General features: G+C 59.4%; 13 protein-coding genes. 7 read left to right on the forward strand and 6 right to left on the reverse strand.

Annotation, left to right across the window (positions count from 1 at the left end; all coding sequences use genetic code 11):
• Positions 1–1,437, reverse strand: a complete 1,437-nt coding sequence (locus DVK06_RS15015) for a zinc ribbon domain-containing protein (protein WP_121600885.1) — start codon at positions 1,435–1,437, stop codon at positions 1–3.
• Entirely contained in the window at positions 1,434–2,606 is a 1,173-nt protein-coding gene (locus tag DVK06_RS15020; RefSeq protein WP_094520159.1) for a thiolase domain-containing protein, read from the reverse strand. Before DVK06_RS15020 ends, DVK06_RS15015 begins: the two co-directional genes overlap by 4 nt.
• A 179-nt stretch (positions 2,607–2,785) precedes the next feature.
• Between DVK06_RS15020 and paaK the strand changes: the two genes are divergently transcribed.
• Positions 2,786–4,075: a phenylacetate--CoA ligase PaaK gene (paaK, locus tag DVK06_RS15025; protein WP_094520160.1), complete on the forward strand. Its 1,290-nt coding sequence runs from the start codon at positions 2,786–2,788 to the stop codon at positions 4,073–4,075.
• A 75-nt stretch (positions 4,076–4,150) separates the two neighbouring features.
• Here the strand turns inward: paaK and paaI are convergent, their stop codons facing one another.
• Positions 4,151–4,549, reverse strand: a complete 399-nt coding sequence (paaI, locus tag DVK06_RS15030) for a hydroxyphenylacetyl-CoA thioesterase PaaI (protein WP_121600886.1) — start codon at positions 4,547–4,549, stop codon at positions 4,151–4,153.
• 91 nt (positions 4,550–4,640) lie between these two features.
• Between paaI and DVK06_RS15035 the strand changes: the two genes are divergently transcribed.
• The 5 genes from DVK06_RS15035 to DVK06_RS15050 all read left to right on the forward strand — a co-directional run bounded on the left by DVK06_RS15035 (position 4,641) and on the right by DVK06_RS15050 (position 10,221).
• Positions 4,641–5,102 carry a MaoC/PaaZ C-terminal domain-containing protein gene (locus tag DVK06_RS15035; RefSeq protein ID WP_094520162.1) on the forward strand — a complete coding sequence of 154 codons (462 nt, stop codon included), beginning with the start codon at positions 4,641–4,643 and terminating at the stop codon, positions 5,100–5,102.
• 151 nt (positions 5,103–5,253) lie between these two features.
• Positions 5,254–6,708: an aldehyde dehydrogenase gene (locus DVK06_RS15040; RefSeq protein ID WP_121600887.1), complete on the forward strand. Its 1,455-nt coding sequence runs from the start codon at positions 5,254–5,256 to the stop codon at positions 6,706–6,708.
• A 177-nt stretch (positions 6,709–6,885) separates the two neighbouring features.
• Positions 6,886–7,437 carry an ABC transporter substrate-binding protein gene (locus tag DVK06_RS19815; protein ID WP_369333405.1) on the forward strand — a complete coding sequence of 184 codons (552 nt, stop codon included), beginning with the start codon at positions 6,886–6,888 and terminating at the stop codon, positions 7,435–7,437.
• Between the two features lie 7 nt (positions 7,438–7,444).
• Positions 7,445–8,017 (forward strand): hypothetical protein, encoded by a 573-nt coding sequence (locus DVK06_RS15045; RefSeq protein WP_121600888.1) that lies wholly within the window; start codon positions 7,445–7,447, stop codon positions 8,015–8,017.
• A gap of 152 nt (positions 8,018–8,169) precedes the next feature.
• The gene (locus tag DVK06_RS15050) at positions 8,170–10,221 is read left to right on the forward strand and encodes a primary-amine oxidase (RefSeq protein WP_121600889.1); all 2,052 of its coding nucleotides are present in this window, start codon (positions 8,170–8,172) and stop codon (positions 10,219–10,221) included.
• A gap of 174 nt (positions 10,222–10,395) precedes the next feature.
• Here the strand turns inward: DVK06_RS15050 and DVK06_RS15055 are convergent, their stop codons facing one another.
• Positions 10,396–11,130, reverse strand: a complete 735-nt coding sequence (locus tag DVK06_RS15055) for a hypothetical protein (RefSeq protein WP_121600890.1) — start codon at positions 11,128–11,130, stop codon at positions 10,396–10,398.
• Between the two features lie 209 nt (positions 11,131–11,339).
• Between DVK06_RS15055 and DVK06_RS15060 the strand changes: the two genes are divergently transcribed.
• Positions 11,340–12,872 carry an aldehyde dehydrogenase gene (locus DVK06_RS15060; protein WP_094519873.1) on the forward strand — a complete coding sequence of 511 codons (1,533 nt, stop codon included), beginning with the start codon at positions 11,340–11,342 and terminating at the stop codon, positions 12,870–12,872.
• 750 nt (positions 12,873–13,622) lie between these two features.
• Here DVK06_RS15060 and paaD read toward each other — a convergent pair.
• Together paaD and paaC are read right to left on the reverse strand one after the other, a co-directional pair.
• Positions 13,623–14,057, reverse strand: coding sequence for a 1,2-phenylacetyl-CoA epoxidase subunit PaaD (paaD, locus tag DVK06_RS15065; protein ID WP_094519874.1), 435 nt, complete (start codon positions 14,055–14,057; stop codon positions 13,623–13,625).
• Positions 14,050–14,886 (reverse strand): 1,2-phenylacetyl-CoA epoxidase subunit PaaC, encoded by an 837-nt coding sequence (gene paaC / locus DVK06_RS15070; RefSeq protein ID WP_094519875.1) that lies wholly within the window; start codon positions 14,884–14,886, stop codon positions 14,050–14,052. The genes paaD and paaC overlap by 8 nt, the downstream gene beginning before the upstream one ends.
• Positions 14,887–15,000: the final 114 nt, after the last annotated feature.

The following is a 15,000-nucleotide window of genomic DNA, read 5'->3' on the forward strand; positions in this document are numbered from 1 at the left end:
CTAGCGTCGCGTCTCGCTGACCTGCATTTTGAAGCCGTATCGGATGACATCCTCCTGTGAGTAGATGCGTCGAACTGTGGCGTCGACAGCCGTCCCGATGTCGACTTTCGTGTCACCGTTAAGCACCTGCGAAGCGACGCTAACCGTCTCCTTGTCCCTGGGGCCGTCGAGCGCGACGACGGCGCTAACGAACGGCCCACTCTTTGACTGCTGTTCGACAAACTCCGGCGGCGCACCGCCTTGTGCAATAGTAGTTACTGCCTCAACGGTGCCGGTCCCGGGCAGCTCGATGGCCTCGAAACTCACCGACCGCTCGTTACACTGCTGGCAGGCACCGTCCGCCGGGAAGTTCAGTGCACCACAAGCCGAACAGCGACCGGCGACCATCCGGTGGCGTTGGTCGATGGTCCGCCGCCACGAGGGGACGCTTACGTACGCACCGCCACCTTCCGGCTCGTCGCTTGTGATCTCGCCTCGACGCCGGAGGTACTCGGCGTAGGATAGTTCGGTCTCGCCGTCAAGTGCGCTCTCGACCGGGACCGGCCCCTCAAGGAGGATGGCGTTTGCGCCGGCTCCGCTGCCATAAGCCGCAACGAGGAGGCGCTCTGTGTCTTGCGTGAAGGCCGTCGCAGCACCGATGAACACACTCGCCGCGCCGGTGTCCCCGAGCGAACTCACCGTCTCCGCGGCGGCGATGGTCTCGGCGTCGATACCGAGCGCTGCGGTCGCTCGATAGGGGAGCTTTCCGTCCGGTGACTGGACTGCAGCGGCATCTACATCTTCGAGTGAGTCGTCCAGTTTGTCCACGGCACCGCCCAGCGTCGTGGTAAACGCCTCGCGGTCATACTGAGTCACGCCTAATCCCGTAGTTTTGTCGTCGCCGCCGGTTCGGAACCGCGTGCCTGGGTAGGTATCAACGTGAGATGTGCGATCGAGGACCTTTCCGGGACCGTTGCCGTCGACGACCAACGCTGCGCTACCGGCACCCGCAGCGTGTTCAACGTCGCTGTCGGGAGCACCTTTTGGACAGTCGCTGATGATGACGAGGGCGATTTTTTCGCCCCAAGGGCCAGCATCGAGCGCCCCGCTGAGTGCTTGTGCGCCGACGCGGGTGCTGCCTGTCATCGTCCGTGTGGTCACGCTATCGGGGACACCGAGGACGTTCGCCAGTCGCGCGGAGAGGTCCTCTTCTGCCATCGGCGGCGATGTCGTGGCAAAGGCGAGATGGCACACGTCCGCGCCGCTGTAACCGGCGACATCGAGTGCTCGTTCGGCTGCCTCAACGCCCATCGTAAGCGCGTCCTCGTCGGCCTCGGGGACGGCTTTTTGCTTGACGCCGGCCGCGTTAAAACTGCCCCATGCGTCTTCGAACTCCTCAGCTACGATGCGGAGTCTCGGCGTGTAGGCGCCGATGGCCGCAATCTGTGCATCGGTCATTGTGCCACCTCCCGTTCAAGAACGTGAACGACCGCGCCGCCACCACTCCCGCCGACGTTGTGTGTTAGCCCGAGTGTGGCGTCTTCGACTTGGCGGTCACCGGCTTTCCCGCTAAGTTGTTTGAACGCCTCGGTGACCTGTCCGGCACCCGTCGCGCCGATGGGATGCCCCTTCGACTTGAGGCCACCGGAGGCGTTGACCGGAATCTCTCCGTCAAGTTCCGTCTTTCCGTCCTCCAACATACTGGGAGCCCTACCCCGCTCACAGAACCCGAGATCTTCGTATGCTAGGAGCTCTGCGATGGCAAAGCAATCATGAACCTCCGCGAAGTCCAGATCCTCGGGGTCGATACCGGCCTGATTGTACGCGCGCTTTGCGGCCGACTTCGATGAAGAGATAGCAGTGTACGTGTCCCGTTGGAAAAGACCGACTCGCTCGCTGGCCGCACCGACACCAGCGACGCGGATGGGGTCGTCAGTGTACTGGTCGACTACGTCCTCGCTGGCGACGAGGACGGCGGCGCCACCGTCAGAGGTCGGGCAGCAGTGATAGAGATTAAGCGGATCTGCGACGACGGGCGCGTTGACCGCATCCTCAAGCGAGCACTCGAAGCCGAGGTGTGCCTTAGGGTTTTTTGCGCCGTTGGCGTGGTTTTTCACTGCCACCATCGAGAGGTGTTCGGCTGTCGCGTCGTACTTGTCCATATAGGCGGAGGCCATTTGTGCGTAAACGCCCGAGAAGGTGGTTCCGGTCAGGCGTTCCCACTCTGTCTCACCGGAGACGCCCAGCCAGTACTTGGTCACGTCGCTGCTCATATCGGTCATTGATTCGACACCGCCGCCGATAGCAACGTCAGCCATCCCGCTCTTAACCGCCTGGACGGCCTGTCGTACGGCGTACCCGGACGCGGCACAAGCATTTTCAATACGAGAACTCGGAATCCCGTGGAGTCCGGCATGCTCGGTGGCAGCCGGACCTGAGAGACCGAGCTGGCGGCCGCCGACACCGAGAGAGCCGACGACGGCCTCGTCTATCTCGTTGTCATCGATTCCGTTGGGAACGCTATTGACGGCTGCCTCCACGGCGGATGTAAACAACGATCGGTAGCTCTTCTCGGGCATCGCACCGAAGGGAGTCTGCCCTGCGCCGATAATATACGCATCTCGCATAGCTACCTCTTTCGGAGGTGTCGGAAAATAGCTTTTCCTCCAAGAGCACCTCTTACTGCCGGATTTTGAATTGATCTCCACTGGGAGAGAGTCCAAATCGTGATGATACAACTCCTCCCAGATCTCAGAGAATTATACCCAAACAATTTTTATGATTGTGTACAGTCATACACTTACAGATGTCGTATAAAAAAGTAGAGACCTCAGACCGCGAAGAACTGCGCGAACTACAGGTCGAACGGCTCCGCGATACGGTAGAGAACGCATATGAGAACGTCGAGTTCTACAGAGATCAGTTGGACGAGATGGGTGTCACGCCTGAGGACATCCAGAGCGTTGAGGACGTCCGAAAGCTCCCGACAACGACAAAAGAGGACTTCCGCGACGAGTACCCCGACGGATTATTCGCAGTTGACAGCGAGGACGTTACGCGCCTCCATGCATCCTCCGGGACCACCGGCAAGCCCAAGATAGTCGCTTACACTGACGATGATATCAAGGTCTGGAGCGAAGTCGTCGCTCGCTCACTCGCCGCCAGCGGGGCTGAGGCGGGCGATACAATCCAGAACGCCTACGGCTACGGGCTCTTCACGGGTGGGTTGGGACTCCACTACGGTATCGAAGAGTTGGGAGCGACCGTTATCCCCATCGGCGGTGGCCAGACCCAGCGTCAGGTCGAACTGATGATCGACCTCGAAAGCGACGTATTCACCTGCACCCCTTCCTACGCACTATATCTCGCCGAGACAGCTGAAGAGATGGGCCACGACCCCGTCGATCTGCCGATTTCGACCATCATCTTCGGAGCAGAGCCCTGTACAGATCCAATGCGTGAGGAAATCGAAGAGCGCCTCGGCGTCAACGGGATCGACATTTATGGCCTCTCAGAGATCGTCGGCCCCGGCGTCTCTTGTGAGTGCCACGAAGCACAGGAAGGATTACACATCTGGGAGGACCGCTTCCTTCCTGAAGTCGTGGACCCCCACACCGGCGAACCAGTCGAGGAAGGTGAAGAGGGTGAACTCATCCTCACCACGCTCAGTAAGGAGGCGCTCCCGGTGCTTCGGTACCGGACCGGCGACCTGACGACGCTGAACTACGAGGAGTGTGAATGTGGCCGGACAATGGTTCGGATGGACAACGTCACTGGCCGGGCCGACGACTTGCTCATCGTCCGCGGGGTGAACCTCTACCCCAGCGAAATCGAACACGTCATTCTAGATCTAGACGGTGTCGCCCCGCACTACCGTATTGATCTCTACCGTGAGGAAAGTCTCGACGTTATGGAACTAACCGTCGAGATGGAAGAGGGAACCACACAGAGCCGCCAGTCGCTCGAGGCCGAGATTACCGAACGCTTAGAAAACGTTCTGCAGTTCTCGCCTGATGAACTCGATCTGGTCGAACCAGGCGGCATCGCCCGGTCGAAAGTCGGAAAGGTCCAGCGTGTCTACGATCACCGCGAGTAATACCGCCCTAGGACCGCTCTCAGAGGCTTTCTGTGGAAGCCTAGGGTAGACACCACCCCAACCCAATTCTGTACGCTATTCCATCCTGTAGACGCGACCTCTGAACGTGGCAATTCGATCGTCACTCTCATCGGTAACTTCGATTTCATACTCCGCGGTTTTTCCCGCTAAATGTGTCTCGTGAGCAGTTGCTATCAGTGTCTCACCGACATCAACAGCCTCAAGATAAGAGATGTTTGTCTCCAGCGCGACTGCCGTCTTATCATGAGAGTTTGACGCCGCGGCAAACGCAGAATCAGCAAGTGAGTAGATAGCGCCACCATGAGGTGTCCCATGGAAGTTCAGCAAGTCCTCGGTGACGGTCAGTTCGGTCTGGGCGAAGCCTGAATCAAGTTCGATGAGATCGATACCAAGCGTCTCGCAGAACGCATCCGACTGGATGCGCTCGCGGGCCTCATCAGAGACTCTTGACATACGATCTCATATATCGCGAGCCCCGATAAATACGTGTCGGAGCGGGAAACGGGAGTAAAGTTATTTAGCTGGCCTGAGCAGTCTTTGAGGTATGCCGTACAGTTACGAGCCACATCACTTCGAGGACTTCGAAGAGGGAGAAGAATTCATCAGCGTCGGCCGCACCGTCACGGAATCAGACTTCGTGATGCACTCAGCGCTGTCAGGTGACTGGACCGAACTCCACACTAACAAGGAGTACGCCGAAGAGCAGGATTTTGGTGAGCGTATCGCCCACGGTCCGATGACATTCGTCCAAGCGACCGGATTCGTCTACCGGACCGGCATCGTTGAGCGCACAGCCTACGCCTTCCTCGGGATGAACTACATGGACCTCCCGAACCCTGTCAACATCGGTGACACACTCCAGTTAGAAATGGAAGTCTCCAACAAGAAGGAAGTCGGCCGTGAGGACGTGGGACTAGTCGTCCTCGACACGGAGATGGAAAACCAAGATGGAACCACTGTCTTCGAGGGCGATATGAAGTTCCTCATTAAGAGAAAAGAGGAGTAGGCACACACATTCCGACGGACGAACCATTGGGCCGCCACCTGCCTGTGATCGACGGTCGAAGGTTGGTCTAGAACCGTCTCTATGGGCTATTGCGAGTGTTGTAGGGAGTCTAACAACAAAAACTAATACGCCGTACACTAATCGTTTCTTTGTGACTAAGTACTCCGGTCCCACAGAGCTGTATATCGGCGGCGAATGGCGCAACGCAAACAGCGGTGAGACCATCAGTTCGGTAGACCCAGCCAGCGAAGAGGAATACGCGACGGTCCAGAAGGCCGATGAGTCTGATGTTGACGAGGCTGTTCAGGCGGCAGCGGCCGCTGCCGAGCGCAGCTCCGAGTGGAGCACGATGGATCCCGATGTACGTCGTGAACACGTCCGGGGAATGGCCGATGCCATCGAGGCGATGAAAGACGAACTCACGCTCGTCGAGTCGCACGACAACGGCAAAACGCCGTTCGAGGCCGGGTTGGAAATAGACATGGTCATCGACACGTTCCGGTATTACGCCGGCTGGTCAGATAAGATCAAAGGCAGCGAAATTCCTGTTTCGGACTCCCGTCTAAACTATACGACGCGTGACCCGGTCGGCGTCACCGCCCACATCGCTCCCTGGAACTACCCCTTCCAGCTAGCCGGCCGCGGTATCGCGCCAGCGCTAGCGACGGGCAACACAGTCGTTCTCAAGCCCTCCAGCGTCACGCCGCTATCGGCGTTGTACTACGCGAAAGCCGCAGAGAAAGCCGGTCTCCCTGACGGCGTCGTCAACGTCGTCCCCGGGTCTGGATCCGGTGCCGGGAGTGCACTCGCCAGCCACGATGGTGTCGATCACGTCACTTTCACCGGGAGCACTGGCGTCGGCAAGTCCATCCAGCGGGACGCGGCCGAGGCTGTCGCCGACGCAACGCTTGAACTCGGCGGAAAGGGACCGGCCATCGTCTTCCCGGATGCTGACCTCGATACGGCTTCGCGCGGTGTGCAGTATGGCATCTTCATGAACGCGGGCCAGATGTGTTGGGCCAACTCCCGCTTAGTCGTTCACGAGGACGTCTACGACGAGATGGTCGAGAAAATGGCCACCATCGCGGAGGGCATTCCTATCGGCGGTGGCATCGACGACGACGGCCAGATGGGGCCGGTCGTGAACAAAGAGCAGTTGGAAGAAGTCCTCGAATACATTGAAATCGGTCGCGACGAGGGCGCAACCGTGGCAGCAGGTGGCGGTGTTCCCAACGAAAAGGACGTGGGCTACTTCGTTGAGCCAACAGTGCTTGCCGACGTGACTAACGACATGACTGTTGCCCGCGAGGAAATCTTCGGCCCGGTACTGTCGGTAATCGAAGTAGAGGACGAAGCAGAGGCGATCGAGGTCGCAAACGATTCGCCTTTCGGGTTGACCTCGTGTGTCTGGACCAACGACCTATCGCGTGCCCACAGAGTGGCCGACAGGCTCGACTACGGAATGGTCATGGTCAACGAAACGCCGAACACGTGGCCACAGACGCCATTCGGCGGCACGAAGATGAGCGGCCACGGCCGTGCTCAGGGTCAAGAAGCCATCGAGACGTACACCGAAGTCAAGAACGTCCACGTCAACCTCGACTGACCCCGTCCGCCGCCGGTGAGCTACTTGTTCGCCCGCTTCGTAGTATTATTTTGTAATGCCGTGTTGAACGTAAGACGGCGGCAACATCGGATTTTTGATGTTCGATCTTCTACCGGTAGCCACCCCGCGTGAGGAGGTGGTGACCATTCTGGTTCGGGTGAAGAAACTATTGGGGTACTGACAGCGCTCGGTCTCGACGTTGGAAAGGCAACCGAACGCGGCGTTGAACTTGCCACACAACAGAACAACGACGAGGGGATCCTTGACGCCGAGATGACAGTCGAGAGTGCAAACACCGAGGGCCAATCGACCGCCGCTGCACAAGCACACAACACGCTGGTCAACAGACAGGGAGCTGATGCCACACTCGGGACCTTCGCCGAACAGACGGCGTCCGGTATCATGTCCGAGGTGGCCGACACCGAAATGATTCATCTCAACGTCGGTGCTGTCTCACCTGCGCTGCCGGCCCAAGTCGCGGAAGACTACGAGCGGTTCAAGCCGTGGTTCAGGGTTGCATCGATCAACGCGGCGTTTTTTCGTGCTGGACATGATAAACTTCGCCGAACAGTTTGCAGTGGGCGAACAGGACTGGTCCAGTGCAGCCATTCTGCGCGAGGACGCTGCCTAGACCGGCCAGGTCGCTCCGGCCCTGAAGCAGAACGTTCCGAACTTGGGAATCGAAATCGACGACGACATCGTGTTCTCGCTCAGCGAAAACAACTTTAGCCCGTAGATGAACCAGATCGAAGAGATGGACGTAGATTTCGTGTTCGGGCTCGTCGCCGAGGCAGGAAAGGCACCGCTGCTGGCGCACGAACAGTCGGGTACACAGAAACCGCTACTCGGTGACCTCGTGGCCTCACAGTCGCCTGCGTATCTCTCGGATATCAACTCCGACTCCTCGCTCATCATCGGCCGGACGTTCACCACATGGGGCGCTGACCTCTCCTCGAAGGCACAGGAGTTCGTCGACATCTACGAGTCGAACTACGACAGCCGGCCGAGCAAACCGACCTGGGCGGCCTTCGGAGCGTACGCAGCGACGCAGATGTACGCCCGAGCCCGCACAGAGGACGGTTCGAGCCTGGACGATACAGTCGAGACCATGGAGAACACCACCTACGACCTCAACCAGACGTACTCGGTGTACGGCCCCGACGAAGAGAGTCCGGACGGCAACGCGTACCCCCACGACCTCAAGTATGGGCCGGGCTTCTTCCAGCCGACGTGGTCACAATGGCGTGACGGTGAGCAGGTCACTGTTTACCCCGAGCAGCACGCGAACGGCGAGTACCAGAAACTGTAGCCCCGGGCCAGTGGGACGGTTTCCGTCGCCACGCTTCCTCGGTGAAGACGGCCGAAAAGCACCGCGAACCGGTCTGTGGCGCGATCGAGGCATACCGAACGTCGGTCTTAGATCCAGAAAGCTATTAGTGTGTGTGCACATGTCATGTGTGTATGGCAACCGAAGCCAAAGAAACAGTTGAACACCCTTTGGACCCCCTCCTGCCGGGCGAGATAGAAATCGCAGGTAAAGTGCTCCGTGAAGCATCCGACTTCACTGACAACGCACGGATGGTAAAAATCGAACTGAACGAACCATCAAAGGAAGCCCTGAACGAATACAGAGAGAACGGGACCAAAATCGAGCGTGAGGCGTTTGCGGTAATCCGGGACAGCCCGGAACGCAAAACGTACGAAGCAGTCGTCTCGCTGGAAGACGAGGAACTCACAGACGTAGAGCACATCGACGGTGCCCAGCCATCGATTGCCATCCAGGAGTTCATCGAGTGCGAACAGACGGTCAAGGAAAACGAAGAGTGGCAGGCGGCTCTCAGAGACCGTGGCGTCGAGGACACCGACCGCGCCATGGTTGATCCGTTCTCCGTCGGGTACGATTTCATCCCGGAGGATATCGATCGCGACCGACGGATGGCACACGGCCTGAGCTACCTCCGACCCAGCGAGGAAGACGGCGACGAGGGGTACGCAAAGCCGGTCCACGGCCTGCACGCGTTCGTCGACTTGGACGCGATGGAAGTCGTCAAAGTGGTCGACGACGGACCCCCGGACGAGGACAACATATTCCCGCCCGAGGAGATGCATTATCGCGAGGGCGAGGTCGAGCTCCGCGACGACGTGGAACCGTACGACGTCGTCCAGCCCAACGGCCCCTCCTTCGATGTCGACGGCCACAAAGTCGAGTGGCAAAACTGGGAGTTCCGCGTCGGCTGGACACAGCGTGAGGGCCTCGTGCTCCACAACGTCGGCTACGACGACAACGGGGAGTTTCGGAAGATTCTGAACCGTGCGTCGCTGGCCGAGATGTCCGTCCCATACGGCTCGCCCGACCGTCACGACCGGTTCAAGAACGCGATGGACGCCGGCGAGTACAACATCGGCCGGATGGCCAAGTCCCTGGAAAAGCGGTGTGACTGCCTGGGCTACATGCACTACTTCGACGCGGTGATGAACACCATGGACGGGGATGTCAACGTCGTCCCGAACGCCATCTGCATGCACGAGGAGGACTACGGTCTCCTGTGGGAGCGGTCGGACTGGCGGACCGAGTCGGCTGAATCCCGCCGAAACCGCCGTCTTGTGGTCTCGTTCATCGGCGCGGTCGGGAACTACGATTATGCCTTTTATTGGTACTTCTACCAAGACGGTAGCATCCAAGTTCAGGTCCGACTCACCGGCATTGACGCCACCGCCACGGCAGCGAAGGGCAAGGACGTGACGGGCTACGACGAACTGCTCGCGCCACAGCTCAAGTCGGCCATCCACCAGCACTTCTTCAATTTCCGCCTGGACTTCGACATCGACGGCACCGACAACAACATCTACGAGGTCGAAAACCAGACCGTGCCGACGGGGCCCCAGGGATTCAGTCCACACGCGGATCCCTCAGTCGACTCGCCCAACCCCGGCGGCAATGCCTTCTACGCCGACCAGCGCCAGCTTGAGACCGAGCAGGAGGCCCAGCGCCTGATCAACCCGCTCGAGGGGCGGTACTGGAAGGTGACTAACCCGAACAAGACGAACAAGCTGGACAAGGAGGTCGGCTACCGTATCGAGCCGCACGAGAACGTCAAAGCAGCACAGACCGACGACAGTAGCGTGCTGCGGCGCGCGGGATTTATCGACAATCACCTCTGGGTCACTCCACACGACGAGAACGAGCGCTTCCCGGCCGGTGACTATCCGAACCAGGCCGAGGGTCCACAAGGGCTCCCAGTCTGGACCGAACAGAACCGCGACCTCGACAACGAGGACCTAGTAGTCTGGTACACGCTCGGGAAAAACCACGTCACCCGACCCGAGGACTGGCCGGTGTTGCCCGTCCAGATGGCAAACCTGAAACTGACGCCGGACAACTTCTTCGACCAGTCCGAGGCCATCGACGTGCCGCCGGAACACGCGATCAACGAGGGCCACAACATCCCCTCGCGGGACGAGTTCCAGGACGAAACGGACGAGAGTATGCAGGGTACGGCAGACGACGACTGAGCAGGCACTGGTGTCGGCGACTGCCGACTCCAATCGAACTGGTTTGTAAATTACGACTACTTTTGACAAACAACGCGGACGAGCCAGACGGGGTATAGAGCGCGACGGGTTGGCACGGTCATCGTTAGCAATAAGTCATCACCCAGTAATAAAACGATTCGCTCTGCACAACGTTTAGCCTGCGTTGAGGCCTGTTTTTTGCCACTCGGAAACACCGAGTGCCAACAGCACGCCGCCTGCGGCCGCGAGGACTGCCCCCTCCAACACATCTGGAACGGCCGAGAGGAGCGTCGTCCCGGCCGCGGCGCCGACGGCGAATCCCAGCGTAATCACCGCGATAGCAGCGAATCCGCGACGGAGTCGGTCCACACGTCGGTAGTAGCGGCCGACGACGGCCAGCTCGACCGCCGCATGCCCGACGACGACCGCGCCAGCAACAACAGCGAGCCCGTTTGCAGCGTCGAGGACGATTCCCAGAACCAGTCCCTCGACGAACCGATGGCCGAAAACCGCTGTCGAGAGGGCGTCTGCATCACACGAGCACCCCCAGTCGTCGCCGGTGACAGCAAACCCCACACCGGCGCCACCAGCGAGGGTGGCGACTAGGAGTCCGGCCGGATCGGTACCGACGGTTGTGGCTGTCGACAGGAACAACGACCCGCCGAGAACGACAAGCAATCCCCCGACGGCAAACGGCGCCCAAACGGGTATCGTCGGCAGCCACCGGTCGTACCATAGACCGGAGAGTCCAGCCACCAAGCCGCCCATCACCGTCACGCCGACGACGATCAGAACGCCCGCGGCGCCTGTCGACCCCGCGCCCCCGTGTGCCGCTGCAGTGCCGCTCAGTACTGTCGCTGCGAACGCGACACCGAACACTGCGTGCCCGACACTGACTCGCACCCGCATACTCCACACGATAAGATGTCGAATAATAACTGTTGTGTCGAGTGCAAACCACCGAAGAGCGGAGCGTCTGCGGTTGGACTCTCTTTTCCATGCTCACACCGTCTCAGCCGCCATTTTCGGTCGATTAAGTGCTAGATACTCAACGTTCAAATCTGAGGCTTCAGTTAACTATTTACAGTCTCGTGGCAAATGTTGTCATTGCCCTACCTATGAGTACAGCTAGTGATGATTCAGCAGAGACCGACAGTGCAATCAAACAGAGACATCGCGACGCTGCCGCAGACGCCGTTCCCGACACTCTCGCCCACTACATCGGCGGGGAGTTCGTCGCCGGTGACAGCGACGAGACAATAGAGACGCGGGACCCGACCACGGGAGACGTGATCGACGAGGTACCGGCCGGCAACGCCGCCGACATCGACGCTGCCGTCCAAGCAGCACACGAGGCGTTCGAGGGCGGGTGGAAAGACGCTTCACCAGGCGAGCGCCAGCGCGTCCTTTCGGAGATGGCTGCCGTCATCAAGGAAAATCAGGAGACGCTCGCAACCCTCGAAGTGCTCGATACTGGCAAGACGATCACCGAAGCGATGGGTGACATGGGGCTGATCGTCGACCATCTCACCTACTATGCCGCCGCGGCCCGGAACGTCACCGGGGAAACCCGCCAGACGAACGACCTTTTCGACCGTGAAAAGCAGGTCTTCACGCTCAAAGAACCCTACGGCGTCGTGGGGGCCATCGTTCCGTGGAACTTCCCGCTTATGATCGCCATCTGGAAACTCGGCCCCGCCCTCGCCGCCGGCAACACCGTCGTGCTCAAACCGTCCGAGGAAACCCCGCTGTCGATTCTGAAACTGATGGAACTGGCCGACGATATCGTCCCGGACGGGGTCATCAACGTCGTCACGGGCTATGGCGAGGACGCGGGCGAACCCCTCTCGACTCACGAGGACGTTCCCAAAATCTCTTTTACAGGGTCGACGGAAGTCGGGAAAGAGATCATCCGCAACTCCGCGGAGGACATCACGAAGACGACACTCGAACTCGGCGGAAAGAGTCCGGTCATCGTCTACCCGGACGCCGACCTCGAGGAAGCAGTCGAGGCGGCGATGATGGCAATCTTTTTCAACAAGGGAGAGTGCTGTGCCGCGGGCTCTCGGCTCTTCGTCCACGAGGACATCGAAGAACAGTTCATGGACGCCTTTACCGACGCGGCCGCAGGGATGTCGGTCGGCGACCCGCTCCTCGAAGAGACGGATATGGGGCCGAAAGTCTCCGCCGAGCAGGTCGAACGCACGCACAACTACGTCGAGGCCGCCCGCGAGAGCGGGGCGACTATCCGAACCGGCGGTAACGCGCCCGACGACGACTCGCTGGCGGGCGGTGCCTTCTATGAACCGACGGTCATCGACGACATCGACCACGACCACCCGTCGGTTCAACAGGAGATATTCGGTCCCGTCATGGAGACGTTCGCCTGGAGTGATGAAGACGACGTGGTCGCGCTGGCAAACGACGTCGACTACGGCCTCGCCGCCGGTGTCATCGCCGGTGACGTGACCAAAGCCCTCGGGACCGCCCGACGGCTCGAAGCCGGTGTGGTCTGGGTAAACCACTACAACGATGTCTCGGCGGGTCAGCCCTTCGGCGGCTACAAACAGTCCGGTACCGGCCGTGAGAACGCGATGGAGGCTATCGACGAGTTCACTCAGACGAAAGCAATCAACGTCAACCTCGGCTGAGGCGAATGCTGTCGGGGGGTCTACCCCGGAGTGTAACGTGACCGCCGACCCGGAACGCGGCGAGACGGCACTGACCCGCTCTCCGGTGGGACTGCGGACGAACAGTCACCTCCTACGGTGGCCAATCGATCCGAAATCGCCCGCTTCGACGACGACCGCCGGGACGGTGAAATGTCTGCAAAGTATCTATTTCGGTTACACACCAGAGTTCGTATATTTCTGGGTGTATCCAATTCCTCGTTTTGTTCTAAACAGTCTACTCAGCTTTGAATGTTGTCGTGTTGGCACTATTGGGCCCGAAATCGGAGGAAAAGACGTTCTACGAGGAATTTACGGTATCGATCGAACAGGAGAGTGATTCACAGGGGGTAGTGAAGGCAGCGTTCACGGCGTTTGAACCTCTAGTGGAGAGCGGAGCGTCTGCGGCTGAACTCTCTTTTCCATGCTTACACCGTCTCAGACGCCATTTTCGGTCGATTAAGTGCTAGATACTCAACGTTCGAGGCTGAGTTCTGTAAAGTATAACGGAATTGAGATGAGTACTACAGGCGTGAAGAGCGTAGAAATGAGCTGTCGTTTGGGTGAATCACTCGAACTTTTTGAATTGCTGAAGACACTCGTTGCAGTAGTGGATGGATTGACACCGCGATGGACCACAGGGATGTTCTCGCTTGGTGTCGGTTGACTCGCAGTACGGGCACCTAGCACCCGTCAGTTCGCCACTAGTCGTAACGCTTGGATCGGGTTCGCTCATTGGTCAAAACTTATCCCGAAGTCGCGGAGCGCATCTTTGCCCTGTTCGGTGACGAGGTCCATGGACCAGTCGGGCGACCAGACCAGACGCACGTCGGCCTTGTCAACGCCGTTGACGCTCTCAGCAGCCTGTTCAACGTCCTCAAGTATGAGCTCACGAGCGGGACACCCGCTGTAAGTCAGCGTCATGTCGATTGTCACTTCACCGTCGTCAAGCTCCAGTCCGTAGATCAGTCCGAGGTCGACGACACTGATAGGCATCTCAGGGTCTTCGACTTGGTAGAGTGCGGACCAGATCTCGCGTTCGAGTCCCTCGGCTCCGTCACCGGTGGCAGGCACATCGCCCGTCGCACGCTCTTTCGTATCGTACTCCGTGTACGAGCATGCTTTTGCGTCGGCGTCGGCCCGTGGCCGGTCGTAATCGCTACTCATCGTCTTCAGGGCCCATGAGCTTGGTCGCTTCGTGTCGACCGAGGTTCCGGTACGAGGAGACCATCTCCTCGTACAGTTCGTCCCAGTACTCGGTGTGATTGTTGTCCCGGCCAATGGGCGTGGCCGGTTCCTCGTCCGTCGGGACGTCGAAGCCGAGGTTGGTGAGGAAGTCGGTGATTCGGTCGGTCCACTCCTCGCGCATCTCGTCGAGGGTCATGGTCCGGACACCGAGTTCCACGATATTATCTTCCACATCACCAACCGGCTCGAACAAGGTCAGCGCGTACGGGTAGAGATGATCGAGCGCCTTTTCCACGCGGCGACTGGCGTCGCTGTCTTGAGCCATTCGTTGCAGCCAGCTCTCGGCATGTTCGACGTGGTAGCCTTCTTCGCCCTGAATCCGGCTGGTGCGCTCACGGATGACTTTGTAACTTGAATTTTCTAACGCTGACAGCCTGATGTCCTCGGCCACGTCGTAGAGGTACGCTCGGAGGACCGCGTCTGCCCAGTCACCCTCTTCGAAGGGAAGCTCGACGAAGGTACTGTGCTGGAAGTCCGACGGCTCGCTCTCCCAGAGCAGCGACTCTTCGGAGTAACCGAACTGTTGAATGGCATCGTACCACAGTCGGGCGTGTCCAAGTTCGTCCTGTGCGTTGTTTGCAAAGGCAAGGTCAGACTCAAGCGTTGGCGCGCGAACCTGCCAAAACGTGTAACGCTCGGCTTGGACGTACTCGTCGTCAGCCAGTCGGAACAACTGTGCCTCAACAGCGTTTCGCTCACGCTCGGTAAGATCATCGGCGCTGCCGAGGTCGGGTTCGGTTGCCGACATTATAGTTCACCTCGCCGGCGCTCGGCCTCAACCTGCTCACCTTCGGAGGCTGCTACCTCTTCGGCGGCAGGGTCGACGTTGTAGGTCTGTGCGAATCGGTACGCTTTGTCGGTC

This window comes from Halorubrum sp. Atlit-28R (assembly GCF_003665955.1).
In the GTDB taxonomy this organism is placed as follows: Archaea; Halobacteriota; Halobacteria; order Halobacteriales; family Haloferacaceae; genus Halorubrum; species Halorubrum tropicale.